The organism is Paracandidimonas soli (genome assembly GCF_004342005.1).
Classification (GTDB): Bacteria; Pseudomonadota; Gammaproteobacteria; order Burkholderiales; family Burkholderiaceae_B; genus Paracandidimonas; species Paracandidimonas soli.
The window spans coordinates 29,212-55,144 of sequence record NZ_SMBX01000003.1; the positions used below are offsets into that span (position 1 = coordinate 29,212).

Here is a 25,933-nt window from a genome sequence, read left to right on the forward strand (position 1 = left end):
GGGCTGTCGAAATGATGTCGCGGACATTACAAAACAGTAATGTCCGCGGGATTCAAGCGTCGGTCAGATCAGGAGCAGCTGCGCCGGCTTGGCTACACTGAATTGCGCAGTCTCAGTGCGTTGAATACTACGGATGCCGAGCTTAAGCTCATGGCCAGCGCGGCGAACATGGGCGAGAGCAAGAGCCCCAAAAAGGGGTACAAGACGCCGGCCGCCAACGGCACGCCCAGCGCGTTGTAAATGAAAGCGAAGCCAAGGTTCTGCTTCATATTGGCTACCGTCTTCCTGGATAAATGTTGTGCGGTGGATATGCTGCGCAAGTCCCCCTTAACCAGCGTCACCTGTGCGCTGTTCATGGCCACGTCGGTGCCGGTTCCCATGGCAATGCCGACATCTGCTTTGGCCAATGCCGGCGCGTCATTGATGCCGTCACCGGCCATCGCAACGACCCGGCCTTCAGCTTGCAATCTGCTCACTAAATCGAGCTTATCGGCGGGCTTCACTTCGCCATACACTTCGTCAATGTTCAGGATTTCGGCAACAGCTTTGGCTGTCGTTAAGCCGTCACCGGTCGCCATGATGACGCGGATTCCCGCCTCTTTGAGCGCTTGCATGGCTTCCGGTGTGCTCGCCTTTATAGGGTCGGAAACGGCTAATAGTCCGGCCACTTGACCGTCGACAGCCAGATACATCACGCTGGCGCCCCTGGCCCGGAACGATTCGGCCGTTTCGGTCAAGGTTGTGACCTCCACACCGTCTTGTTGCATTAGGGCTGTATTACCCAGTGCCAGCCGCTTCCCGTCAACTTCGCCGCGGACGCCTATACCGCTGCCCGATTCAAAGTTATTCACTGGGCTCAGGCTCAGACCTTGTTCCCGAGCCGCGTCGACGATGGCGTCAGCCAGGGGATGCTCGCTGCCTTGATCGAGGCTGGCAGCAAGGCGCAAGACTTCGTCCACTTCCATTACACCGGCCGAAACGGCTTTATCGAACGCCGGGCGACCCTCCGTCAATGTGCCGGTTTTGTCGACGATAAGGGTATCTACCTTCCGCAAGTTTTCGATTGCGGCCGCATCGCGGAACAAAATACCTTGCGTGGCGCCCCGGCCGGTTGCGACCATCACTGACATGGGCGTGGCAAGCCCGAGCGCACAGGGGCATGCAATGATCAATACCGCTACGGCATTGATCAAGCCGTAGACCCAACTCGGCTGAGGCCCGAAGATGCCCCATACGAATACAGTGATGATGGCGATCGCAACGACCGCCATGACGAAGTAGCCCGCTACAAGGTCGGCCATTCTCTGCATCGGTGCGCGGGAACGCTGCGCCTGTGCGACAAGCTGAACGATTTGCGAAAGCACGGTCGCAGAGCCGACTTTTTCGGCGCGTATCACCAAAGCGCCCGATGTGTTCATGGTTGCGCCAATAACCTTGTCGCCAGCCCGTTTACTGACGGGTAGAGGTTCGCCAGTTAGCATCGACTCGTCCAGGGAACTGGAACCGTCTTCCACCACGCCGTCCACCGGGACTTTTTCTCCAGGGCGCACGCGCAGACGGTCGCCTTCATGGACATGGGTCAGAGGCACGTCTTCTTCGGTTCCGTCGGCGTTGATTCGGCGGGCCGTCTTAGGCGCTAAACCAAGTAGAGACTTGATTGCAGCAGAAGTCTGTGAACGGGCACGAAGTTCAAGAACCTGGCCGAGCAGCGTGAGGGAAATGATGACGACTGCGGCTTCGAAGTAGACGTCGACACGGCCCATCGACATAAAGGTCTCAGGGAAAATGCCGGGGGCTACGGTCGCAAGTGTGCTATATACGAATGCCGCTCCTGTGCCTAGACCGATCAAGGTCCACATGTTGGGGCTGCGGTTGACGACGGATTGCCATCCCCTGATGAAGAATGGCTGACCCGCCCACAGGACCACAGGAATGGACAGCACCAGTTCGACCCAGGTTTGTGTTGTTATGTCGAACCAGCCGAGTCGTGGGCCGAACATCGCAAGGATTGTGACGACGACAGTAAACGGCAGTGTCCACCAAAAGCGCCGCGAGAAATCTACCAGTTCGGGGTTATCGTCATCCAGGGTCGGCATCAAAGGCTCGAGCGCCATGCCGCACTTTGGACAGCTTCCCGGGTGATTCTGTTGAATCTCGGGATGCATTGGGCACGTGTATATTGTGCCCGGGGCGTCTTCGGTCAGGGCTGATTCGCTGTCGCTCTTTGAGCCCAGGTATTTGTCGGGCCCGGCACTGAACTTTTGAAGACAGTTTTCGCTGCAGAAATAAAACGTTCTGTCGGCGTGCTGCCATTGATGCTCAGTGTTTTTGGTGACATGCATCCCACATACTGGGTCGGTGAGTGCAGCCTCGGCGCCTGGATGATTCCGTTGATCATTCTTATGATGACCATCACGCTGTTTCTGTGTCATGGCTCTGTTCGTCAATCCTTTAGAGAACGTCAGTTAGGGCGCGCCACAGCAAGTAAACGGCCGTAGCGTCGGCGCCCGACTGTTGTCAATCATGCCACGTCTACGTGCCGATTTACATTTCGCGCGCATTACATTTTTGTCATCTGAATCGGTACAGAGTCAGACCTCACGGGGCGATCTACTTGGCGTTCGGCGATTGGTCGGGAAAAAACGATCCAGCAGTTCGGATCGCCTGCGGGCGATAAAGGCGCTCGCCGCGCGGCCGGTATCCACAATCCTTCTATGTGGCAAGGGCAGCCATTGCCCTGAGTGCGCCGCCTAAAACGCCGACAGTATCACTCCACTCCTTCATCCAAGGGGTTCGCTTCGCCGGGTACTCACCCGGTCCCTCCGGTTCTCTTCGTTCTCCTTCAGGCTGCGGCTTGCGTGCCAGCCCCTTTCCCGTCGTCCTTCCTTGATCCAGCGCGGCAAGGCGACGAACTCACGGCAACGGTGGCACTCCGGGCCAGACGTAGGACTGCGGTCACCGCAAAACCTACAAAAGGCTCGGAATCTTCGGCCCCGGTAGCCGGTTAACCCCGAAAGGAGAAAACAACCATGGAACACCAAACCGCCGCGCTGAGCTATGACAACATGAACGCTACCCCTGCACTCTACGTGCGGGGCCCTAGCGGTCGCTATAAGCTGGCCAGCGATGACATGATTCTTGCAGCGGGCCGCATGGCTGCAGAAAGTCTGTTGCCGCAGTCACAGCCAGTGGACAACCCTCAGAAAGTACGCAAATTTTTCCAGTCTAAGCTGGCCGGATTGGGGCATGAGTGCGCGGCTTTCCTGTATCTGGATAGCAAGTTCAAGCCTATCCGCTACATGGAGCAGGGCCTGGGTACGATCAATCAGGCGAGCGTGTATCCGCGTGAGATCGTGAAAACGGCATTGAGGCTGAATGCTGCCGCGTTGATCATGGCGCATAACCATCCGTCCGGTTCGTCCGAGCCGAGCATGGCCGACCTGAATCTGACAAAGCATCTCAAGAAAGCGCTGGCCTTGATTGATGTGCGATTTCTGGACCATGTCATCGTGACCGCGATAGAAACGATCTCGCTCGCCGAGCGTGGGGAGATGTGAGAGTCAGAAAATCGGGCAGGGCGTTCCGCCCTGCCTTTTATAGGCACGAATGCAATTGACCAGGAAGGTCCGCGGTTGGCCAACACCGTCGGCAAATTTGCTTTGTAGTATCCCCCTAGGGGGGATAAAATTGCCGCATGAAAGCAGAGGGCAAGCACTCTACTCATCCCGATATCGTGAAGCGCCTGAAACGTGCCGATGGGCATCTTCGGCACGTCATTGGGATGATTGAAGGTGGCGACTCGTGTCTCGACATCGCCCGTCAGCTCGCGGCGGTAGAAAGCGCTGTGACGGCAGCAAAGCGCGTTCTCATTCACGATCATATCGATCACTGCATTGCCCATGACAACGACTCCGTGCTGGCCGAAATGAAGGCGCTGACCAAACTGCTTTGAGGCCATCCGATGCTCTCTGTCCTGAAGAACCGCACGTACCGCCACTTGTTCGCGGCTCAAGTGATCGCCCTTGTTGGTACCGGACTGATGACGGTGGCGTTGGGCCTGCTTGCCTACGACCTTGCCGGTGCAGATGCGGGCGTGGTTCTCGGCACTGCGCTCGCCATCAAGATGCTCGCCTATGTCGGAGTTGCTCCGGTGGCGCAAGCGTTCGCAGATCGGCTGCCGCGGCGGTCTTTGCTTGTCGCCCTAGATCTGATACGAGCCTCTATTGCGCTGAGCCTGCCCTTTGTCAGCGAAATCTGGCAAATCTATGTGTTGATCTTCGTTTTGCAGGCGGCATCCGCAGGCTTTACTCCGACCTTTCAAGCCACCATCCCGGACATCCTCCCCGATGAAGACGAATACACGAAGGCACTGTCTCTTTCGCGGCTGGCCTACGATCTAGAAAGCTTGGTGTCCCCGATGCTGGCCGCCGCGCTGCTCACGGTCATCAGTTTTCACAACCTGTTTGCCGGAACGGTTCTCGGCTTCCTGGTTTCCGCGGCGCTCGTGGTCAGCGTGAGGTTGCCCTCCACTGTTCCAGGCCCGCGTCGTGGTATCTGGGAGCGCATCACGCGTGGCACGCGTATTTATCTGGCCACGCCACGCCTTCGGGGCCTGTTGGCGATCAGCCTCGCAGTGGCAGCTGCTGGGTCAATGGTGATTGTGAATACGGTGGTCATCGTGAAGGCTCGCTTTGGTCTGGGTGAATCCGAGGTTGCGTGGGCGCTGGCCTCTTTCGGAGGTGGTTCAATGATTGCAGCCTTCGCACTGCCTCGTTTGCTTGGCAAGCTTGCGGACCGACCCGTGATGATTGCGGGCGCGGCGATGCTGGTGCTGGGAACAGCAGCCGGTGCGATGATTTCCAGCTATGTTGGTCTACTGGTGATCTGGGTCGTCGTCGGCTTTGGCTACAGCACGGCGCAAACACCTTCCGGTCGATTGTTGCGTCGCTCAGCACATCCAGAGGATCGCCCTGCGGTCTTTGCGGCGCAATTCGCGCTGTCTCATCTATGTTGGCTCATTGCCTATCCTTTGGCCGGTCGTTTTGGCGTTGCCTTTGGACTGCAGTCAACCTTCGTCATCATGTCGCTAATAGGTCTCGCCGGAGTGGGGCTGGCATTGCGGCTCTGGCCCGCTAGTGATTCGTCGGACATCCCTCACGATCACCCGGATCTGCCACCAGATCATCCTCATTTGCGCGAATACACAAACCAAGGTGTGCATCGCCACCCCCAAATCGTTGACGATCTGCACCGGGACTGGACGCGGGTTTAAGTGCTGTCCGCCGCTCATACCCCTGACACAGAAAGACAAGCCACAGCAGCGGGGAACCTGACCGCGCCTTAGTTTTCTGACTGGGCGGGTGGGCCCTATTTCAACGATAGTCCACACGCGTGTCCCTCCGCCTGACGGCTGCGGGCCGGGCTCTCGTGCTTCGCATCAAGCCGCCTGCGGCGTCTTGCCCCTCCGGGCTTCCATCCCTCACGTCTCCGCGCCTGCCGGCGCTGCGCGCTGCGCTTGCCCTGGGCCATTGGCCCAAGTAAGAGCCGCGCAGGGCGCGGCTGTGGGCGCTCGCCGCGCGGCTGCCGTGCGGGGTCATCGCCCGGGCGGGCCGCTGTTCCGTCTTCCGTGAGTTCCGTCGCCAAAACCGCCGACTGTATCACTGCGCTTCTCCCTACAAGGGGTTCGCTTCGCCGGGTACTCACCCGGTCCCTCCGCTTCGCTTCGGGCTGCGGCTTCCGTTCTCGCCCCTTTCCGGTCGGCGCTACATGATCCAGATCGGCACGGCGACGGAACTCACGGAAGACGGCGGCAAGACCGGAGAGCCAGCGTAAACCCCACACGGCGGTTTTACGTTCCGGCTCAAGAATCTTCGGATCCGGTCAGCTGAAAACCCGAAACCTCATTTGGAGATCAGACCATGAACACCTATGAAGCGAAGCAGGCAGCACGGAAAGCAGGGTATCAGGCCAAGGCCGCACAGGCCGAACGACAGGCAGACGCGGCACACGCCCAGGCGCACGACATGGCACAGGCCATTCCCTTTGGTCAGCCGATTCTTGTGGGCCATCACTCCGAACGTGGCGACCGCCGGTATCGGGAACGCATTCACCAGGGCTATGAAAAATCCTTTGAATTGCAGAAGAAGGCCGAACACTACGCAGACAAGGCCGCAGCAGTAGGCAAGGGCGGCATTTCCAGCGATGATCCCGACGCCATCGAAAAGCTGAAGGCAAAGCTGGCATCGTTGCAGGCATGGCAGGACGCCATGAAGAAACTGAATGGGGTTCTTCGCCGCCATGCCAAGGCCGACCCGGAAACCCGCATCAGCGCCCTGGTAGCCACTGGCCTGGTGGACGATACCCGCGCCCGCGAACTCATCAAACCCGACTTTATGGGCCGTATCGGTTTTGCCCCGTACCAACTGCAGAACAATAACGCCAACATTCGCCGCATTGCCCAGCGTATCAAAGACCTGGAGAAAGTGGCCGACCGGCCCGAGTTTGAACGCAGCGGCCACGGCTACACCTACCGCGAGGATCCGCAGGAAAACCGCGCCATGTTCCTGTTTGACGGCAAACCGGCCAAGGAAACCCGCGACTTGCTCAAGCGCCACGGTTTCCGCTGGAGCCCGACACGCAGTGCCTGGGTGCGACAACTGACCGGCAACGCCCAATGGGCCGCGATGGATTTCATGCGCGCCTTGGAACTCGCCCAGCGACAGCAATAAGCCTTTCCCGCCTGGGCGAAAGGTCGCCCAGGTTTTTACCCTGACTGACACAAAGGAGAAGTCATCATGGCATCATTGAACCGCGCCACTCTGATCGGCAACCTTGGCAAAGACCCCGAAGTCCGCTACACCGCAGAAGGTGCAGCCGTGTGCTCAGTGTCGATTGCCACGACCAACCAATGGAAGGACAAGGCCACAGGCGAGCGCCGCGAGGAAACCGAATGGCACCGCGTCGTTTTCTATGGCCGACTGGCTGAAATTGCAGGCGAGTATCTGCGCAAAGGCCGCACGGTATTCGTGGAAGGCCGCTTGAAAACCCGAAAATGGCAGGACACCGACACCGGCACAGACCGCTACACCACGGAAATCATCGCAGACCAAATGCAGATGTTGGGCGGCAGGGAAACGGCCAAGGATGACACTGCACAGGCTGCGCCGGCAGCCCACCCGAAAGGCCGCAACAGCAAGGCGAAGGCACCCGCTGCAGCACCTGAAGAAGTCGAACCATCAGATATTCCATTCTGATCGACAGTTCATCACAGGCCGGGTAACACCGGCCTGGCGAAAACCGCGACTGGCCCGGCTTTGCCGGGCCTAGTTGCGTGTGTCGCCGGAATCCTCGCGCTGACCGACACAGATCATTAAATCAGGCTGGACTGTCGCGGCGGTTCCAGCGGGATGGCATCGAATGCCGCAGCGGGCGGCAGAGTAAACAGCGCCTGCGCGTCGTCCTGGCTGCCGTTCAGCCATTGATCGACATCGGCCAGCTCAATCGGAATCACCGAGCGCTTATCTTGCGCGTCGACAGGCCTGGAAGGATCAGGCTTGTGCATTCTGCTCATCAGGGGGTGAGCGTCTGCGTTCAGCGTAAGCATGGTGTAGCTTTCTACCACTTCGCCGGTTTCCCGGCTGACCCAGGTATTCCACAAACCGGCCAGCCCCCAGGGCGCACCATCGGCGCGCCGGAACCGCCACCACACATTGCTGCCGCTTTCCCAACAGGGTTCATCGAAGGATTCCGCCGGAATGATGCAGCGCTGCCCCCGCGCCCAGGCTTGCCGAAAGGTGGGCTTTTGCGCCAGTTCTTCGGCGCGTGCGTTGTTGGTGGAATAGGGTAATTTGGCATCCTTGGCGAATGGGGGAATCAGCGCCCACTGGCCTACGACAAGTTCCCGCCCCTGGTCGCCTGCACGAATAAACGGCCCCATACCCCGGGGATGCACCAGTGGCCCCCAGAGCCTCGGTGGGTTCTGGCGGCCGACATGCCAGTAGCGTTCAACAGCCGCCTGGTCGGGTGTTACGTAGCGATTGCACATGGAGAAATTCTCTCGTGTTTGTTGCGGGTGTGCAATGTCGGGCTTGCTGTTATCTGCGGGTGGTTTGCTGTTGGGTGAGCATGTCAGAGCAGCTTGCGCTGCTGGTGCCCTACAGTTCCCAGGCAGCGCCTGGGACCCTGTCCGGTGACGATGCCAGCCCGGTTCCCGGCCTGGCTGGGACTTTCCGTCCCCAAATTCGCCTTCGCTCATTTGTGGCCTTAAAAGTCCCACACATGACGCACCCCTAGCGGGGTGGGAAAAGGGTTGTGTTTTCAAATGCCTAGCGGGAAAGCGTTGTGACCTCCGATGCAGGACAAACAGGGCTGCAGAATTGCATAAGCCGTTGATTGGAAGGAGGAAGGAAAGGCCACGGGTGTAGCCTTCCGGGGCGTAGACGGTGGAATAAATTCTTTCCGCAGTTGTGCCACTACATCTCGACGGCTGGCTTTATACACTCTCATGACTTGCTGAGGGCATGCCAGCTGCAGCATGGCTGCAACTGGACTACCCACCAATTACACATTGCCTGCAACCGGCCTGCACAATTGCGTCAATCTACCTCAAGGTCAGATTCGACAGGTAGAGTCGATGCGGCCAGCTCCTTTTCATCCTGGCCAAAGACCTTTGCGGCAGCAGGCTGCAGGTCGTGCGCCAGTCCCTTGTAAGTCTGCCTGTCCACTCTTTCCGGCAGCTTCTCTGCATCGTCGGTGAACACCGTCACCTCATGCCGTTCCCGCGAGATGCTGACGTAGTAGGTGTCCTGGGCGGTGGTGCGGCTGAAGCTCTCGGCGTTGTAAAGCACCCGGTCGCAGGTCAGCCCCTGAGCGCTGTGCGCGGTGGTGGCATAGGCGTAGTCCATGTTCAAGGGCCGGTCTGTGGGTAGCTGGACATGGCGGCCCTGGGTTTCCAGGGTGACGCTGCCCGCGTCGATGGCTACGACTTTCGCCAGTTGCCCGTTGACCAGATCATGTTGAGCATCGTTGCGCGTGATGCGGACATGGTCGGCTACGGACAATTCTGCCTCGTTCAGATGATAGACAGACAGCTTGCTCATGGTCTTGGGAATGATTTCTATGGGCTGCGTGGTTGTTGGGTCTGCGTGGAAAGGTAGGACGTTTATACGGTCATGGCGGGCGCTGCCGGTCACGCGGTAGAGTTCGCCGCGTTTCAGGCCGCACTTGTAATCACGCTCTGGAATCACGATGTCCCCCACGGTGTAATAGCGGGCCACACTGCGTTCGGCGCGTGTGGTGTCATGCCGGGCCAACAATTGGCACGGGCGGCCTTTGCCTTCCAGGCCAAGCAGGGCGTGAATGCGTTGATTGATTGCATTCCTTGAGGCGTTGGTGCCGGTCACGACGATGGTGTTGGCCTGTTCGGTGGCCGTCAGTCCGGTGTAGGACTTCGCGATGGCCTCATAACGGGCTGAGCTGTCGCGGGTCTTCCTGCCATGTTCGTCGGTGGTGAACTCATCTGGAATGACGCGGATGGTATTTAGCAGCGGCAAGGAGTGACTGGCCCGGCCTGTGGCAGCGAGTTCGACCGCCTGGCGCAGCCGCGCCGAGCGTTGGCGCTGGATGTCGCCCATCAAGACGGTCTTCATTCCCTGTTCCTGCAGCATGGCAAAGGCGCGGCCGGCCTCGATGGCCTTGGTCTGGGCCGTGTCGCCCAGCAGCACCACCTTCGCGCCTGTTGGCTGAATGAGGGCCAGCAGCTTGTCCATCTGTCGCACCGGTACCACCCCGGCTTCGTCGATAACCACTACTGATGTCGGTCCTAGGGAGTCCAGGAAGGGGCGCTTGTCGGCAGCGGCCAGGATGGAGGCAATGGTGTTGGCCGCAATGCCGTCTTGGCGCAGGTTGCGAACCATGTTCCCGTAGGGAGCCAGGGCCGTCATGGCGTGACCCTGTTCACGCAGAATGGTTTGGGCGTTTTGCAGGGCGAAGGATTTCCCCGTACCGGCGAGCCCCTGGATGCCTGCTACTTGATCGCTGCCAGTGGTAATCAGCATGACTGCTTCGCGCTGGCCGGGCGTCAGAAGCGTGTCCAGAGCATTTTCAGCGTCGGCGGCGTTGATCGTAGATTGCCAGGCACCACGGCCTGTCTGTTCAGCAGCCAGTATCCTGGATTCGGCTTCATGGGCCTTGCGGGTGGCGTAGCGTGGGCTTTCCATCAACAGGCGGCCCTGGGCAATGGCGTCATCAACCAGCTGCAGGGCAGTGTCCTGGTTCAATCCAGCCAGCCGAGTGACTTCAGCAGCCCACCCTTCGCGGGTCATGGGCTGGGCGTTCTTGTCCTGTGTGCTGCTGTAGTGCGGCGCTTCCTGGATCAGCGCACCGGATGCGACACGGCCCTGGATGGCTGCCTGAATGGCTGTGATGTTGGTATGGCCCCCGGCATGGCGTACGGCGCTGTGCAGCAGATCGGCCAGGGGCATGACGGACTCGCGTTCAGCCAAGTGCTGGATGGCCCAGTCCAGCGAAGCCTGTGCGACAAGATCGGCAGATATTTCCCGTGCTTCTGGTGCCTGTCGTTCAGCGTCGTGGCGTGCTTGGTCAAACTGCATTCCGATGGTTGCTGCCGCTTCCCGCCACTGCTGATGCAGTTCCGCGCGGCTGAAAACCTGGGTTTTCTCCTGGCGGTGTGCCAGATTGATACCCTGGCGCAGCGCATGAGGGGCGTTGTCGCGGGGCGTGCCGCGAGCCGTCAGTTCAGCCGTGATGCCGGCGCTGCGCTTACTGAAAAACTCGATCTGTTCACGGGTGATATGGGCCAGTTCGATATGGTTCTTTTCATGGCGAACGGCATACCCCAGGGCGCGGACATTACGTTCCAGCTCAGCCTGATAGATGGAGTCTGTCACCCGCAGCAGCTTGAAAATCGCCTCGTTCGAGAGCGACACCCAGTTGCCGTCGGCGCGCTGAGTCAGGTTCATCAGCAGGGCGTGAACATGCAGGTGAGGGTCAGGGGCTGCGTCTTCCGTAGGGCGGGCGGTTTCATGGCGGAACTTGGCAATGATGAGATTGCCTGTCTGTTCCACCCGCGACTTGCCGTTTTCCTTGTGGCGACCCATGGTCAGATGTTGTTCGACATAGGCCAGAGCAGCAGTCACCGCTTGATCGTTGGCATGAATCAGGCGTTCATCGCCGCCAATCAGTGCCTGCAGCGTGATGCTCTTGGGCGCACCAAAGGTCAGATCAAGCGCAGCACGGGCCTTGGCATCCTTGCGGATCGACCGGCCAGCCGTCACATTCCGGCCGAAGTCGCCCTGCAACATGGCTTTGAAGCGGGCAGGGTCAATCTCACCGACGGCTCCCAGGCGCCGGGCGCCGTCGCCTTGCCAAGTTGCGGCACCACCGTCGCGGCTGTAGTAATCGTCAGCCTGGTCGGCGTAGTAGTGGGTGGCAAGGGACGCGCGAGCGCGGTAGATCTGACTGTGCGAGATCATGGGGGCTCCGGGAGAGGTAGTGAGGGGTTGGTCGGCAGGTGGAAAGCCAGCGTCAGTATTGGATTAGAAAGGAGAGGAAGGTGAATTGACACTCAGTTTATCTACTGGCTCTGTAGATAATGCCGGCATCTAACGTGTCTGTGAAACGGTGGTTTTCTGAACAGGTTGAAGGGACTCAGTTTGTCGTTTTCAGAAGACGACCGCACCATCTGACTGGATGTAACGCCTGGTGTGCATACGGCTCCTGACAGCCCAATATCAGGAGTCGTCTGCACCAATCTCGACTATGCTCAATACTCGTGTGCACCAAAGCGAGGTTTGGGCATGACATCAGACACTCCACCGATTGCCGCGCAAGGCGTGGCCACCCTGCCCGACGAGGCATGGGCGCAAGCCCGGCACCGGACGGAAATCATCGGGCCACTGGCAGCGCTTGAGGTGGTCGGGCATGAAGCCGCCGATGAGGCAGCCCAAGCGCTGGGCCTGTCCCGGCGACAGGTATATGTCCTGATCCGTCGCGCCCGGCAGGGTACTGGCCTGGTAACAGACCTGACGCCCGGCCGATCCGGCGGCGGCAAAGGCAAGGGGCGCTTGCCGGAACCGGTCGAGCGCATCATCCGCGAGCTGCTGCAAAAGCGCTTCCTGACCAAGCAGAAACGCAGCCTGGCGGCGTTCCACCGCGAAGTCGCGCAGGCGTGCAAAACCCAGAAGCTGCCGGTGCCGGCGCGCAACACCGTGGCCCAGCGGATTGCCGGACTACACCCGGCGAAAATAGCCCGCAGCCGGGGCGGGCAGGACGCTGCCCGTCCCTTGCAAGGCGCGGGTGGCATTCCGCCCGAAGTCACCATGCCGCTGGAACAGGTGCAGATCGACCACACCGTCATCGACCTGATCGTGGTCGACGAGCGCGACCGGCAACCGATTGGCCGCCCATATTTGACCCTCGCCATCGACGTGTTCACGCGCTGCGTACTCGGCATGGTGGTCACGCTGGAAGCGCCGTCCGCCGTCTCGGTCGGCCTATGCCTCGCGCATGCCGCCTGCGACAAGCGGCCCTGGCTGGAAGGGCTGAGTGTGGAAATGGACTGGCCGATGAGCGGCAAGCCCAGGCTGCTCTATCTGGACAACGCGGCCGAGTTCAAAAGCGAAGCGCTGCGCCGTGGCTGCGAACAGCATGGCATCCGGCTGGACTATCGCCCACCAGGCCAGCCGCACTACGGCGGCATCGTGGAACGGATCATCGGCACGGCGATGCAGATGATCCACGACGAATTACCGGGGACGACCTTCTCCAATCCCGGCCAGCGCGGCGAGTACGATTCCGAGAAGATGGCCACCCTGACGCTGCGCGAGCTGGAGCGCTGGCTCGCGTTGGCGGTAGGCACCTATCACGGCTCCGTGCACAACGGCCTGCTCCAGCCGCCGGCCGCGCGCTGGGCCGAGGCCGTGGAGCGCGTTGGCGTCCCGGCCGTCGTTACCCGCCCCACCGCGTTTTTGGTCGATTTCCTGCCGGTGATCCGCCGCACCCTGACCCGCACCGGCTTTGTCATCGACCACATCCACTACTACGCCGACGCCCTCAAGCCGTGGATTGCCCGGCGCGAGCGCTTGCCCGCCTTCCTGATCCGGCGCGATCCGCGCGACATCAGCCGCATCTGGGTACTGGAACCGGAAGGTCAGCACTATCTGGAGATCCACTACCGCACCTTGTCCCATCCGGCCGTCACCCTCTGGGAACAACGCCAGGCGCTGGCCAAATTGCGTCAGCTCGGGCGCGAGCAGGTGGACGAGTCGGCGCTGTTCCGCATGATCGGGCAGATGCGCGAGATCGTGACCACCGCCCAGAAGGCCACGCGCAAGGCGCGGCGCGACGCTGATCGCCGCCAGCACCTCAAGACGTCGGAGCCACCGGCCAAGCCCATACCGCCGGATGTGGACATGGCTGACCCGCAGGCAGACAACCTGCCGCCGGCCAAACCGTTCGATCAGATCGAGGAGTGGTAGCCGTGGACGAATATCCCGTCATTGACCTGTCCCACCTGCTGCCAGCGGCACAGGGTTTGGCCAGGCTGCCGGCAGACGAGCGCATCCAGCGCATTCGCGCCGACCGCTGGATCGGCTACCCGCGCGCGGTCGAGGCGCTGAACCGGCTGGAAACTCTGTATGCGTGGCCGAACAAGCAACGCATGCCAAACCTGCTGCTGGTCGGCCCCACCAACAACGGCAAGTCGATGATCGTCGAGAAATTCCGGCGGGCGCACCCGGTCGGCACCGACGCTGACCAAGAACATATCCCGGTGCTGGTCGTGCAGATGCCGTCAGAGCCATCGGTGATCCGCTTCTATGTCGCGCTGCTGGCTGCGATGGGCGCGCCGCTGCGCCCGCGCCCACGGCTGCCGGAAATGGAGCAACTGGCGCTGGCCCTGCTGCGCATGGTCGGCGTGCGCATGCTGGTGATCGACGAACTGCACAATGTACTGGCTGGCAACAGCGTTAACCGGCGCGAGTTCCTCAACCTGCTGCGCTTCCTCGGCAACGAGCTGCGTATCCCCCTGGTCGGGGTCGGCACGCGCGAGGCGTACCTGGCCATCCGTTCGGACGATCAGTTGGAAAACCGCTTCGAGCCGATGCTGCTGCCGCCGTGGGAGGCCAATGAGGACTGCTGCTCGCTGCTGGCCAGCTTCGCGGCGTCACTCCCGCTACGGCGGCCATCCCCGATTGCCACGCTGGACATGGCCCGCTACCTGCTCACCCGGAGCGAAGGCACCATCGGCGAGCTTGCACATCTGCTGGTGGCGGCGGCCGTCGCCGCCGTGGAGAGTGGCGAGGAAGCGATCAACCACCGCACGCTCAGCATGGCCGACTACATCGGCCCCAGTGAGCGGCGGCGACAGTTCGAGCGGGAACTGATGTGAAGTCCGCGCCGCGCTGGCCGCTGCATCCGGCACCCAAGGAAGGCGAAGCCCTGTCCTCATGGCTCAACCGGGTCGCCGCCTGCTACCAGATGGACGTGCACGAGCTGCTGGCCCACGATCTTGGTCACAGCCAACTTGATGACCTGGATACCGCACCATCCTTGTCGTTGCTGACGGCGCTCTGCCAGCGCAGTGGCGTCGAGCTGGAGCGGTTGCGCAGCATGAGTCTTGCAGGCTGGGTGCCGTGGCTGCTCGACAGTCTCGACGATTCGGTACCAGCAGCCTTGGAAACCTATACATTCCAATGCGCGGTGCTCCTGCCCAAGCGCACCCGCAAGGTGCGGTCCATCACTCGCTGGCGTGCCTGGCTACCGAGCCAGACGATTCGCCGGGCGTGTCCGCAGTGTCTGAACGATCCAACGAATCAAGCTGTGCTACTCGTCTGGCAGCTCCCCTTGATGCTGAGCTGCCCGCAGCATGGCTGCTGGCTGGAGTCCTACTGGGGCATGCCCGGCCGGTATCTTCAGTGGGAAATCGCCGATGCTGCGCCGCGCCCTGCCGATGACGCAATCGCCTGCATGGACCGGCGCACCTGGCAGGCGCTGACGACGGGTTTTGTGGAGCTGCCGCGTCGGCGTGTCCACGCCGGCTTGTGGTTCCGGCTGCTGCGCACCCTGCTTGATGAGCTGAACACGCCGCTCTCGCACTGCGGCAGTTGCTCGGCGAGCATCCGCCATGTCTGGGAGCGCTGCGGCCATCCGCTGCGCGCCGGGCAGAGTCTGTGGCGTCCCTACGAGATTCTGGCCCCGGCGGTGCAGTGGCAGATGCTGGAGGCGGCGGCCACCGCCATCACGCTGATCGAGTCAAAGGCGCTGATCCCGCGCGGGGAACAGGCCGCGCTGTTTCAGACGGAGCCGCACACTGGTTTCACCAACGGCCTGCCGGCGAAGGTGCCGAAGCCGGAACCCATCAACCACTGGCAACGAGCAGCCCAGGCCATCGATGAGGCCATCATTGAAGCGCGACACAACCCGGAGACGGCCCGCTTGCTGTTCACACTGGCGTCCTACGGGCGACGCGACCCCGAATCCCTGGAACGTTTGCGCGCCACGTTCACCAAGGAGGGCATCCCGCCGGAGTTTTTGTCACATTACGAGCCTGAATGGCCGTTTGCAGGTCTTAGACTAAATGACGGGTTAAGTGACAGTTTTTGACGGCGAGAACTTTCTGGCTCACACTGTCACATAATCGAACGTATATGTGACAGGTACGACATGCTGATAGGCTACATGCGGGTATCGAAGGCGGACGGCTCCCAGGCTACCGATTTGCAGCGCGACGCGCTGATTGCCGCCGGGGTCGATCCAGTACATCTTTACGAGGACCAGGCATCCGGCATGCGCGAGGATCGGCCCGGCTTGACGAGCTGCCTGAAGGCGTTGCGAACTGGCGACACACTGGTCGTGTGGAAACTGGATCGGCTCGGACGCGACCTGCGACATCTCATCAACACCGTGCACGACCTGACTGGGCGCGGCATCGGCTTGAAGGTATTAACCGGGCACGGCGCGGCCATCGACACCACGACCGCCGCCGGCAAGCTGGTCTTTGGCATCTTCGCCGCCCTGGCCGAGTTCGAGCGCGAGTTGATCGCGGAGCGCACGATTGCCGGCCTAGCCTCGGCCCGCGCGCGCGGGCGGAAAGGCGGCCGGCCGTTCAAGATGACCGCCGCCAAGCTGCGGCTGGCGATGGCGGCAATGGGTCAGCCAGAGACCAAGGTCGGCGACCTGTGCCAGGAACTTGGCGTCACGCGGCAGACCCTGTATCGGCATGTTTCACCCAAGGGTGAGCTACGTCCAGATGGCGAGAAGCTACTCAGCCGAATTTGATGCCGGCATGAGGCAACGTAGCGACAGCGTGGTTTGTCTCAATGGGAAGCGCTCATGATCGATCTTTGAAGGCCCGCAGCAGTCGTGTCACAGACAGGACGAACAAACCGGTCAGCGTGAGGGCTGCGATACCCCAGTACTCTCCGATGAACGCGCCGGCCGTCGTGCCGGCCAGCACAATGGCGAGAATCGGCAAATGGCAGGGACAGGTGAGCACGGCCAGCGCGCCCCACAGGTAGCCGGTGATCGGTTTGTGCGTCTCGGACGGCAAGCGCTCGGGGCTGTTCATGGCAGACTCTCCGCGTGCTGTGCCGGCTCGGTCGGCATGGTGGCCAACTGCACCTCCAGATCGGCCAACGCTTCGCGCCGACGCTCGACGAACTGGCGCAGAACGGCAAGCTGCGCGGCCGCTTCATCGCCGTCCGCAGCATCCAGCGCCCGGCACAGCCGCGCCAGCGCGTCCAGGCCGATGCCCGCCTCGAAGGCCGCCCGCACGAAGCACAGCCGTTGCAAGGCGGCATCATCGAACAGGCCATAGCCGCCCGGGGTGCACGCCACCGGACGCAGCAATCCGCGCAGCAGGTAGTCGCGCACGATATGCACGCTCACCCCGGCATCAAGGGCCAGCCGGGACACGGTGTAGGCGCTCATTGAAAACCTCCTTTTTTTATCCAGCGCAGCAGGAAAGCTGCTTCACGTCCTTGTTGAAGGTCTGCGCCGCAAGCTTCAACCCCTCGACCATTGTCAGGTAGGGGAACAACTGGTCGGCCAGTTCCTGCACCGTCATGCGGTTGCGGATGGCGAGCACCGCCGTCTGGATCAGTTCGCCCGCTTCCGGGGCCACCGCCTGCACGCCGATGAGCCGTCCGCTACCTTCCTCGATGACCAGCTTGATGAAGCCGCGTGTGTCGAAGTTGGCAAGCGCTCGCGGAACGTTGTCGAGTGTCAGCGTGCGACTGTCGGTCTCGATGCCATCGTGGTGCGCTTCCGCCTCGCTGTAGCCCACGGTGGCGACTTGCGGGTCGGTGAACACCACTGCCGGCATCGCGGTCAGATTGAGGGCTGCGTCGCCGCCGGTCATGTTGATCGCGGCACGGGTGCCGGCGGCCGCTGCCACGTAGACGAACTGCGGCTGGTCGGTGCAGTCGCCGGCCGCGTAGATGTTCGGGTTGCTCGTGCGCATGCCTTGGTCGATAACGATGGCCCCTTGCGCATTGACAGTGACCCCCGCCGCGTCCAGCGCGAGGCTGCGCGTATTCGGTGCCCGACCGGTGGCAACCAGCAACTTGTCAGCGCGCAATTCACCGTGTCCGGTGGTCAGCACGAATTCGCCGTTCACATGGGCGACCTGGCTGGCTTGCGTGTGCTCCAGCACCTCGATGCCCTCGGCGCGGAAAGCGGCTGTCACGGCCTCGCCGATGGCCGGGTCTTCCCGGAAGAACAAGGTGCTGCGTGCCAGGATCGTGACCTGGCTGCCGAGCCGGGCAAAGGCTTGCGCCAGTTCCAACGCCACCACCGACGAACCGATCACGGCCAGGCGTGCGGGAATGGTGTCGCTGACAAGCGCTTCGGTGGAAGTCCAGTAGGGTGACTCTTTCAGGCCCGGAATCGGCGGCACGGCCGGACTGGCACCGGTGGCGACCAGGCAGCGGTCGAACGTTACCTCGCGCTCGCCACCCTCGTTCAAACGGACGACCAGGCTCTGGTCGTCCTTGAAACGCGCTTCACCGTGCAAAACGGTGATGGCTGGATTGCCGTCCAGGATGCCTTCGTATTTGGCGTGCCGCAGTTCATCGACACGGGCCTGCTGCTGGGCCAGCAGTTTGCTGCGGTCAATCGCAGGCACAGTTGCCGCAATACCGCCGTCGAACGGACTTTCCCGGCGCAGATGGGCAATATGGGCAGCGCGGATCATGATCTTGGACGGCACACAGCCGATATTGACGCAGGTGCCGCCGATGGTGCCGCGTTCGATCAGCGTGACCGTCGCGCCTTGCTCGACGGCCTTCAGCGCCGCCGCCATCGCGGCCCCGCCGCTGCCAATGATGGCGATATGCAAACCGGCGCCCTCAAGTGCATCACGGATTTTTGGTTCATCTTTGAAATCACCAACCCGGATCGAGCCTTGATAACCCAATGCGGCGATGGCGGCCAGCAGTTGGTTGTGGCTCACGGCGGTGTCTGCCATGACTTGCGCGCGGCTTTCTGGATAGGACACCACAGCGGCATTCACGCCGGGAATCTTTTCCAAAGCATCTTTGACATGGGTGGCGCAGGATGTGCAGGTCATGCCATTCACGGTGATTTCGGTCATTTTTTTACTCCATTGAATTTCGGGGTGCAGCAGGCATCGGCTTGGCGTTTTCGTTGGATGGCGTAGATGGTCAAGCCGATGAAAATCGCCAGCGCAGGCAGCAGCACATAGTCCAGATAGCCGGTCAGCGCGGACAAGCCGACCACACCGAGCAAAATGACCAGAACAGGGGTGAAGCAACACAGCGCCACGAGGGTTGTGCCAATGATGCTGACCCGCAGCAGTGTCTTCGGGTCTTTCATGATCAGTTCTTGACTGATGATGGGTAGCCCGCATCCTCGGTAGCCTTGGTCAGTTTCTGCACGCTGGTCTTGGCATCATCGAAGGTGACCACCGCTTCGCGCGTCTCGAAGGTCACGTCAACTTTACTGACGCCATCGACCTTGGAAATCGCCTTCTTGACAGTGATCGGACAGGCCGAGCAGGTCATGCCCGGTACGGACAGCGTAACGGTCTGGGTGGCGGCCCACACGGGGGCAACAACGGCAGCGAGGGCAAGGGCGGAAAGCAGCTTTTTCATGGTGAACTCCTGTGATCAATAGAAAAATGGCACGACGTAGGGAAATCCGAGCGCGACCAAAACCAGCACGGCCACGCCCCAGAAAATGAGCTTGTAAGTAGCTCGCACTTGGGGAATCGCGCAAACCTCACCCGGTTTGCAGGCGGCTGACGGCCGGTAGATGCGCCGCCAGGCGAAGAACAACGCCACCAGCGCCACGCCGATAAAGATGGGGCGATAGGGTTCCAACACCGTCAAGTTGCCGATCCAAGCGCCGCTGAACCCCAAGGCGATCAGAACCAGCGGCCCGAGGCAGCAAGCCGAGGCGAGGATGGCGGCCAGCCCGCCAGTGAAGAGCGCGCCGCGCCCGTTTTGAGGTTCAGACATACGTTTGTCCTTTCGAATCTGAATTGGATAGCTTAAGCTTACTTCCGTAGTTATGTACGGAGTCAAGCGATATGGAAAACAATTTGGAGAACCTGACCATTGGCGTTTTCGCCAGGACGGCCGGGGTCAATGTGGAGACCATCCGGTTCTATCAGCGCAAGGGCTTGCTCCCGGAACCGGACAAGCCTTACGGCAGCATTCGCCGCTATGGCGAGACGGATGTAACGCGGGTGCGCTTCGTGAAATCAGCCCAGCGGTTGGGCTTCAGCCTGGATGAGATCGCCGAGCTGCTGCGGCTGGAGGATGGCACCCATTGCGAGGAAGCCAGCAGCCTGGCCGAGCACAAGCTCAAGGACGTGCGCGAGAGGATGGCTGACCTGGCGCGCATGGAGGCCGTGCTGTCTGATTTGGTGTGCGCCTGCCATGCGCGGAAGGGGAACGTTTCCTGCCCGCTGATTGCGTCACTGCAAGGGAAGAAAGAACCGCGCAGTGCGGACGCGGTGTAGCCCGAGGGAACTACGCCTTAGCGTGCTTTATTTTCCGTTTTCTGAGGCGACTCCAACGTCAGAAAAGACCGTGCGGTCGACTTTTGATATTTCGTGCTGTCGCCTTCTGAAAGTGACACAGTTTTGCATGGCCGATGAGGCTCGAATCCGTTAAGATATCCGTTAATTTATCAATGTCCTGGTTCTGTCAATGAATCAACGCATAGGGTACGCCCGCGTTTCGACGGACGATCAGCACCTAGACCTGCAGCGCGACGCGCTCACGCAGGCCGCGTGCAGCGTGACTTACGAAGAAGCGATCAGCGGCAAGAACGCGGTACGCCCGGAGCTTGAGCAATGCCTCAAGGCACTACGATCCGGGGATACTCTCGTGGTATGGCGGTTGGATCGCCTTGGGCGCAGCCTGCCCGACCTGGTGAAGATCGTGGCCGAGTTGGAGGAGCGCGGCGTGCATTTTGAAAGCTTGACCGAGAAGATCGAGACAGGCAGCGCGGCGGGCAAACTGCAATTTCACGTTTTCGCAGCCTTGGCAGAGTTCGAGCGCGCCCTGATTCGGGAACGGACGCAGGCCGGGCTTGCCGCCGCTCGCGCCCGTGGTCGGGCCGGTGGTCGAAAACCGAAGTTAGACGACAAGCAGGTGCGCGAGATCAAAGCCCTGCTACGTGATCCAGACATTCGGGTGGCTGAGGTGGCCCGTCGGTATGGCGTATCCCGTACCACTCTTTACAAGCACGTCGGCGTAGTTATGCCGCGTCAATGAGGAATTTTGATGCTCCAACAATCGCTAGAAGTTGGCGCTTCTGACAAGATGCGACAGTCCGCTCAGGAGTCTGAAGCTGTGCTTAATTGTCCTGTTATGGCCGCGACTGAAGCAATGGCGGCAGGAGGGGGGATAGAAGCTCGTGGAGCGATTTTTACGCGCTCAGAGGTGGTTGACTTCATCCTGGACCTGACTGGATACACGGAAGATCAACCGCTTCATGAAAAGCGGCTCTTGGAGCCATCATTCGGCGGAGGAGATTTTCTGCTGCCGATCATTGGTCGACTGTTGGGCGCATGGCGGGCGGCCAGGCCGAACGGTTCCGCGCTCGACGAACTGGCCGATGCGATCCGGGCGGTGGAGCTGCACCACGACACCTTTCGCAGCACTCAAGCCGCCGTTGTCGCGCTACTCAATCGCCAGGGGATTGCTGCGGATACTGCGACCGCCTTGGCTGACTGCTGGCTGTCACAGGGTGATTTCCTGCTGGCACCGCTGGAAGGGCAATTTGATTTTGTGGTGGGCAACCCGCCCTATGTCCGCCAGGAGTTGATCCCGGCGCCGCTGCTTGCCGAGTACCGCAGTCGTTACCTGACCATGTTTGATCGGGCCGATATCTACATTCCCTTCATTGAGCGGTCGCTGTCGGTCTTGTCGGATGGTGGCAGCCTGGGCTTCATCTGCGCGGATCGCTGGATGAAGAACCGCTATGGTGGGCCGCTGCGCAGTCTCGTAGCTGAGCGGTTCCACCTGAAACTCTATGTCGATATGGTGGATACACCGGCTTTCCACTCCGATGTGATCGCCTACCCAGCCATCACTGTCATCAGCCGTGAAGTGCCGGGGGCAACGCGCATCGCTCACCGTCCGGCCATTGACCGGACGACGCTGACCGAACTGGCTGGCTTGCTTACAGCCCCTGCGCTGCCGAAAGAACCCGGCCCGGTGCGCGAACTTGCCCGCGTGACTAACGGTGCGGAGCCGTGGCTGCTGGAGTCCTCCGACCAGATGGCTCTCATTCGCCGTCTGGAGAGTGCTTTCCCCCAGCTAGAAGAGGCAGGGTGCAAGGTTGGGATTGGTGTTGCGACCGGCGCTGACAAGGCGTTCATAGGGGATTTCCAGGAGCTCGATGTTGAGCCAGACCGGAAGCTACCGCTGGTGACAACCAGGGACATCATGACCGGCGAGGTGCAGTGGCGCGGGCAGGGTGTCATCAACCCCTTTGCCGAGCCAGCAGGACTGGTCAATCTCGACGAGTATCCGCGCCTACGGCGCTACCTTGAGGCTAGACGGGAGGTGATTGCAGGGCGTCACTGTGCGCGGAAAGCTCCAGCTAACTGGTATCGCACGATTGACCGCATCACCCCGGCGCTAGCCGCGAGGCCTAAGCTCCTGATTCCAGACATCAAGGGTGAGGCACACATTGTCTTTGAAGGTGGTGAGCTGTATCCCCATCACAACCTCTACTACGTCACGTCAGACGACTGGGATTTGCGGGCCTTGCAGGCTGTGCTGCTGTCCGCCGTCACTCGTCTGTTCGTGGCGACCTATTCAACGAAAATGCGGGGAGGGTTCCTGCGGTTCCAAGCGCAGTACCTACGTCGCATCCGCATCCCGCGTTGGGCGGATGTGTCTGAACTGCTGCGCCGTGAGCTGGCCGAGGCTGCCATCAGGCGGGACGTGCAAGCATGCAACCGGGCTGTATTCAAGCTTTACGGCTTGAGCCACGAAGAACGATCTGCCCTCGGGGGCAATGGAGAATAAATGGCACTTGATCTCGTCAACTACGAACAAAAAGCCCGAGAGGCGGTGAAAGCATTTTGGGGCAACCGTGAAGCAGCAAGGCAGAAACAGATTGAGTCAGGCAATGCCGACCAAGGAGAACGGGCGGGCGTAACAGCCGGAAAGAACATGGATGGGTTCTTGGCCTTGATACTCGACGTCATCAGGGCCAATGGACTCTCCCATGCTGAGATATACCAGAACCGGGCAATGCTGACATTGCCCGGTTATTTCCGTCCGACGAAATTGTGGGATTTGCTGGTTCTTTACAAGGGTGAGCTGATTGCCGCAATCGAGCTGAAAAGTCAGGTTGGCCCCTCGTTTGGAAACAACTTCAACAACAGAACCGAAGAAGCCATCGGAACCGCCCACGATCTTTGGACAGCTTTTCGTGAAGAGGCTTTTGGTAAGCAGCCGCGACCGTTCGTTGGTTGGCTGATGATGGTCGAGGATGCGCCGGGGTCGCGCAAGACTGTCCGCGATGCATCACCGCATTTCCCAGTGTTCGAGGAGTTCAAGGGCGCGTCTTATCTCAAGCGGTATGACCTGCTGTGTCAGCGGCTGGTCCAGGAACAGCTATACACAACGGCAGCCGTCCTAACTGCGGAGCGGAGTGCGCTGGATACGGGCGAATTTACTGAATTGTCGTCAATGACCAGCCTCAAGACATTCGTTGCAGCTTTGGCGGGTCATGTCGCTGCGGAAGCAGCACGGCTCGGGGAGTAATGAATGGCCGACCTGAGCGCATTCGAACGGCGTAAACTCGAAAAGCTGCTTGGGATGGGCAGCGGGTACGTAATGAACTTCTCTGATCGTACCTATTCCGAGTTCTTTCTGGACTATCGCGTTGAGATCGACGCGGCCATGTACCGAACGGGTGGGGACTCAAAGGCCAAGCGGATGCGTACCTTCTGGGATATTGCCCCTAATCACACAGCCGGCAGGGTAATTGATGGCTTGATCGCCTACGGTGCTCAAGAAGACTGCTTTGGGGATAGTAACCCCCTGCTGATCGACGACTGCAGGAAGATTGCACAGCGACTCCTCAGTGACCAGCCGGTGGCCGAGTTAGATGCGTTAACCGCCATCGCGGATGAGCGAGACTTTGAGGTCGTGGCCGAGCATGTCCGTGAGGCTATCGAGAAAAATCAGCCCGAAGGTGGTCTGGATCGTCTACATACCTTCGTCAACAAGTTCATCCGAGTGACCTGTGAGCCACACGGTATTGTGATTACTCGTGATAAGCCACTACATAGCATTTTTGGCGAATACGTAAAGAAACTGCGCGAAGGTGGACACCTTGAGTCTGCAATGACCGAGCGTATCCTGAAGTCCAGTATTTCTGTGCTGGAAGCTTTCAACGATGTGCGTAACAACAAGAGTCTTGCGCACGACAACCCGATATTGAACTACGAGGAAAGCTTGCTGATCTTCAATCACGTGGCAGCCTCGATTCGTTTCATCAAGGGGCTGGAGGCAAAGATCAAAACTCAGGTGGTGGCCTATGAGCAGACCCAGAAGGCGAACTGGGATGACAGCATCCCATTCTGACTACAAAGGTGCTCCCATGACTGACTATCCAGAAGAACCCGCCTTCCTGGACGATGACGGTCCCAGCGATGACTTGCCGCCGGTACCCACTACGACTAACGCGCGTGAACTGTACGACCTGCGCCCCGGCGAGACGGTACTGGAGGCCATCGAGCGGAAGGCCGGGGAGGGCTAACCTATGCCCGTGGTAACTGTCAGCGCCAGAGTGACAGCCGCCGTAAAGGCTGAGGCGGCTGTCGTTGCAGAGGCGCACGGCATGAGCATGGCTGCCTTGGTGCGTGAGCTGCTGATCCGCGTAGCCGCCGGCGACAAGGAAACACTGGCCTGGCTCGATGAGGCTCGCCGATGAAGAAGCTTGAAAGGATGGTAAGGGGGTAAGCTTGGGTACGGAAATTACGCTCGATGTGGCAGGAGTGTCGGTCACGTACAGCAAGAACCACCGCGGAATTGATCACGGATCAATTTTTCAGGAACAAGATCGAAAGGCCATCAAGAGCAACCAGCTCAACTACGATTGGTATGAAGAGAAGGGCGAGGACCCCACACCTTCCGAGATGGCGTTCACGCGGCCGCTTAAGCACGTCGTTCCTCGTCTCGAACTCCTGGGATTCAATCTGGAGCGCGTCCGCCGTGAATATGATGTTGTCGTACAAGGCTGGCTAGAGGAGAGGCAGTCTCTTCAGGACTATGATGACGAGCCCATTCCCGACCTAATGAGCTTTGCGGAGTTCTGCGCGTTTGCTACCGCTCACCCGCTCGACAGTCTTGATGACACCTTTATTTCGGGGACGGACGATGCAAGCGAAAAGAAGGTCCGAGGGCGATTCGACGGGATGCAGTTCGAGCGGATTCCCGGCTATCGATCCTATGATCTCCATGCCTATTCTGAGCGAAGCTTCTTCGGCGGGTTGATAGATATCCTTCACCCGTATTCGGTCCTGCGCCTCTTGGCGGAGGCGAAGGCGAACGAAGACGCTCCCGTTGTTTGGCAATATGGACCGTTGGTGCAGGCTGGGTGGGCAACAGAGCGGGAGTTCATGCCTCACGCCCGGCGAACCGAGACGTTCCTGATCGCAACCGAGGGAAGCTCAGACGTTCACATCTTAAAGCATGCGCTCGCGCTGTTGCGGCCAGGAATCGCGGACTTCTTCCGCTTCATCGATGTGAGCGAAAGCCACCCATTTTCAGGCACGGGCAACCTAGTGAAGTTCGCGGAGGGGCTAGCTAAGATAGATGTCCAGAATCAGGTCGTCTTCGTATTCGACAATGACGCTGAGGGGCTCGACGCCCATCAGCGTCTGTCAACGCTCACCCTGCCCGCGAATATGCGCGGGATCATGTTGCCCGAGCTCGAGGACTTCCGCGCTTTTCCGGCGCAAGGTCCCGAGGGACTCCGCAACTCGGACATTAACCGGCGCGCGGCGGCGATCGAGTGCTATCTCGACCTCGACGTCGGTGGTCACCCGCCGGCCAAGGTGCTCTGGACCAACTACAAGAAGAGCCTCGGCATCTATCAGGGGGCGTTGGAATACAAAGAGTCCTATAGCAAGGAATTCTTGAAACAGACGGCCGAGACGTTGGCCGCAGGTGCGTATGACGTTCGCAAGATCGAGTCGGTTCTCGATCTGCTCATTGATGAATGTACAGCAATCGCCGTGGGCCAATGGGATTCGGCCGAAGTGCACATGAGCGAGAATGATTAGCAGCCCCCTGATTTGTACGAAAAAAGCAGTTTTTTTCTATGTGGTATTATCCATGGCATCAACAAGTAATCAGCATGCAACTAGCTGATTTTCAAAGAAAACATATTTTAATTTATGATCGAGTGGGAATCATCG

General features: G+C 60.2%; 26 protein-coding genes. 17 read left to right on the top strand and 9 right to left on the bottom strand.

Going from position 1 to position 25,933, the window contains the following annotated elements:
• Positions 1–92 precede the first annotated feature (92 nt).
• Entirely contained in the window at positions 93–2,432 is a 2,340-nt protein-coding gene (locus tag EV686_RS07070; RefSeq protein ID WP_132475005.1) for a heavy metal translocating P-type ATPase, read from the bottom strand.
• Between the two features lie 597 nt (positions 2,433–3,029).
• On the opposite strand from EV686_RS07070, the gene EV686_RS07075 reads away from it, so the two are divergent.
• From EV686_RS07075 to ssb, 5 genes are all read left to right on the top strand, one after another.
• On the top strand, positions 3,030–3,557 hold the full coding sequence (locus EV686_RS07075; RefSeq protein ID WP_132475007.1) for a JAB domain-containing protein: 528 nt from the start codon (positions 3,030–3,032) through the stop codon (positions 3,555–3,557).
• Positions 3,558–3,694: 137 nt separating this feature from the next.
• The gene (locus tag EV686_RS07080) at positions 3,695–3,952 is read left to right on the top strand and encodes a metal-sensing transcriptional repressor (protein ID WP_132475008.1); all 258 of its coding nucleotides are present in this window, start codon (positions 3,695–3,697) and stop codon (positions 3,950–3,952) included.
• Between the two features lie 9 nt (positions 3,953–3,961).
• A complete protein-coding gene (locus EV686_RS07085) occupies positions 3,962–5,272 on the top strand; it encodes an MFS transporter (RefSeq protein WP_132475010.1) in 1,311 nt (436 codons plus the stop codon).
• Positions 5,273–5,918: 646 nt separating this feature from the next.
• On the top strand, positions 5,919–6,728 hold the full coding sequence (locus EV686_RS07090) for a DUF3560 domain-containing protein (RefSeq protein WP_132475012.1): 810 nt from the start codon (positions 5,919–5,921) through the stop codon (positions 6,726–6,728).
• Positions 6,729–6,794: 66 nt separating this feature from the next.
• Positions 6,795–7,253 (top strand): single-stranded DNA-binding protein, encoded by a 459-nt coding sequence (gene ssb, locus EV686_RS07095; protein ID WP_132475013.1) that lies wholly within the window; start codon positions 6,795–6,797, stop codon positions 7,251–7,253.
• 116 nt (positions 7,254–7,369) lie between these two features.
• Here the strand turns inward: ssb and EV686_RS07100 are convergent, their stop codons facing one another.
• Together EV686_RS07100 and mobF are read right to left on the bottom strand one after the other, a co-directional pair.
• Positions 7,370–8,044 (bottom strand): SOS response-associated peptidase, encoded by a 675-nt coding sequence (locus EV686_RS07100; protein ID WP_132475015.1) that lies wholly within the window; start codon positions 8,042–8,044, stop codon positions 7,370–7,372.
• A gap of 550 nt (positions 8,045–8,594) precedes the next feature.
• Entirely contained in the window at positions 8,595–11,492 is a 2,898-nt protein-coding gene (gene mobF / locus EV686_RS07105) for a MobF family relaxase (protein WP_132475017.1), read from the bottom strand.
• 324 nt (positions 11,493–11,816) lie between these two features.
• Between mobF and EV686_RS07110 the strand changes: the two genes are divergently transcribed.
• Genes EV686_RS07110 through EV686_RS07125 form a run of 4 tightly spaced genes read left to right on the top strand, consistent with a single transcriptional unit; the run spans position 11,817 to position 16,296 of the window.
• The gene (locus tag EV686_RS07110) at positions 11,817–13,496 is read left to right on the top strand and encodes a Mu transposase C-terminal domain-containing protein (RefSeq protein ID WP_132475019.1); all 1,680 of its coding nucleotides are present in this window, start codon (positions 11,817–11,819) and stop codon (positions 13,494–13,496) included.
• Between the two features lie 2 nt (positions 13,497–13,498).
• Entirely contained in the window at positions 13,499–14,407 is a 909-nt protein-coding gene (locus tag EV686_RS07115; protein WP_033979993.1) for a TniB family NTP-binding protein, read from the top strand.
• Positions 14,404–15,621 (top strand): TniQ family protein, encoded by a 1,218-nt coding sequence (locus tag EV686_RS07120; RefSeq protein ID WP_003465063.1) that lies wholly within the window; start codon positions 14,404–14,406, stop codon positions 15,619–15,621. The genes EV686_RS07115 and EV686_RS07120 overlap by 4 nt, the downstream gene beginning before the upstream one ends.
• A gap of 60 nt (positions 15,622–15,681) precedes the next feature.
• The gene (locus EV686_RS07125) at positions 15,682–16,296 is read left to right on the top strand and encodes a recombinase family protein (RefSeq protein ID WP_000904941.1); all 615 of its coding nucleotides are present in this window, start codon (positions 15,682–15,684) and stop codon (positions 16,294–16,296) included.
• A gap of 52 nt (positions 16,297–16,348) precedes the next feature.
• On the opposite strand, the gene merE is transcribed toward EV686_RS07125, so the two are convergent.
• Genes merE through merT form a run of 6 tightly spaced genes read right to left on the bottom strand, consistent with a single transcriptional unit; the run spans position 16,349 to position 19,496 of the window.
• The gene (gene merE / locus EV686_RS07130; protein ID WP_001087809.1) at positions 16,349–16,585 is read right to left on the bottom strand and encodes a broad-spectrum mercury transporter MerE; all 237 of its coding nucleotides are present in this window, start codon (positions 16,583–16,585) and stop codon (positions 16,349–16,351) included.
• On the bottom strand, positions 16,582–16,947 hold the full coding sequence (gene merD / locus EV686_RS07135) for a mercury resistance co-regulator MerD (protein WP_003465059.1): 366 nt from the start codon (positions 16,945–16,947) through the stop codon (positions 16,582–16,584). Before merD ends, merE begins: the two co-directional genes overlap by 4 nt.
• Before the next feature lie 16 nt (positions 16,948–16,963).
• Complete coding sequence (gene merA / locus EV686_RS07140; RefSeq protein ID WP_000136268.1) at positions 16,964–18,610, bottom strand: mercury(II) reductase; 1,647 nt, start codon at positions 18,608–18,610, stop codon at positions 16,964–16,966.
• Positions 18,607–18,852, bottom strand: a complete 246-nt coding sequence (merF, locus tag EV686_RS07145; protein ID WP_000654684.1) for a mercury resistance system transport protein MerF — start codon at positions 18,850–18,852, stop codon at positions 18,607–18,609. Before merF ends, merA begins: the two co-directional genes overlap by 4 nt.
• A 2-nt stretch (positions 18,853–18,854) precedes the next feature.
• Positions 18,855–19,130 carry a mercury resistance system periplasmic binding protein MerP gene (gene merP, locus EV686_RS07150; protein ID WP_000735441.1) on the bottom strand — a complete coding sequence of 92 codons (276 nt, stop codon included), beginning with the start codon at positions 19,128–19,130 and terminating at the stop codon, positions 18,855–18,857.
• Between the two features lie 15 nt (positions 19,131–19,145).
• Positions 19,146–19,496: a mercuric ion transporter MerT gene (gene merT / locus EV686_RS07155; RefSeq protein WP_001294667.1), complete on the bottom strand. Its 351-nt coding sequence runs from the start codon at positions 19,494–19,496 to the stop codon at positions 19,146–19,148.
• Positions 19,497–19,567: 71 nt separating this feature from the next.
• Between merT and merR the strand changes: the two genes are divergently transcribed.
• From merR to EV686_RS07195, 8 genes are all read left to right on the top strand, one after another.
• Positions 19,568–20,002 (top strand): Hg(II)-responsive transcriptional regulator, encoded by a 435-nt coding sequence (merR, locus tag EV686_RS07160; RefSeq protein ID WP_000429838.1) that lies wholly within the window; start codon positions 19,568–19,570, stop codon positions 20,000–20,002.
• A 190-nt stretch (positions 20,003–20,192) separates the two neighbouring features.
• Positions 20,193–20,762 carry a recombinase family protein gene (locus tag EV686_RS07165; RefSeq protein ID WP_132475021.1) on the top strand — a complete coding sequence of 190 codons (570 nt, stop codon included), beginning with the start codon at positions 20,193–20,195 and terminating at the stop codon, positions 20,760–20,762.
• Between the two features lie 9 nt (positions 20,763–20,771).
• Positions 20,772–22,526: an Eco57I restriction-modification methylase domain-containing protein gene (locus EV686_RS07170; RefSeq protein WP_207901714.1), complete on the top strand. Its 1,755-nt coding sequence runs from the start codon at positions 20,772–20,774 to the stop codon at positions 22,524–22,526.
• Positions 22,527–23,270: a PaeR7I family type II restriction endonuclease gene (locus EV686_RS07175; protein WP_132475023.1), complete on the top strand. Its 744-nt coding sequence runs from the start codon at positions 22,527–22,529 to the stop codon at positions 23,268–23,270.
• 3 nt (positions 23,271–23,273) lie between these two features.
• Entirely contained in the window at positions 23,274–24,095 is an 822-nt protein-coding gene (locus EV686_RS07180) for an abortive infection family protein (RefSeq protein WP_132475025.1), read from the top strand.
• 16 nt (positions 24,096–24,111) lie between these two features.
• A complete protein-coding gene (locus EV686_RS07185) occupies positions 24,112–24,270 on the top strand; it encodes a hypothetical protein (protein WP_452447815.1) in 159 nt (52 codons plus the stop codon).
• Positions 24,271–24,273: 3 nt separating this feature from the next.
• Positions 24,274–24,444 carry a hypothetical protein gene (locus EV686_RS07190; protein WP_132475029.1) on the top strand — a complete coding sequence of 57 codons (171 nt, stop codon included), beginning with the start codon at positions 24,274–24,276 and terminating at the stop codon, positions 24,442–24,444.
• Positions 24,445–24,475: 31 nt separating this feature from the next.
• Positions 24,476–25,798, top strand: a complete 1,323-nt coding sequence (locus tag EV686_RS07195; protein WP_026483161.1) for a HEPN/Toprim-associated domain-containing protein — start codon at positions 24,476–24,478, stop codon at positions 25,796–25,798.
• Positions 25,799–25,933 lie beyond the last annotated feature (135 nt).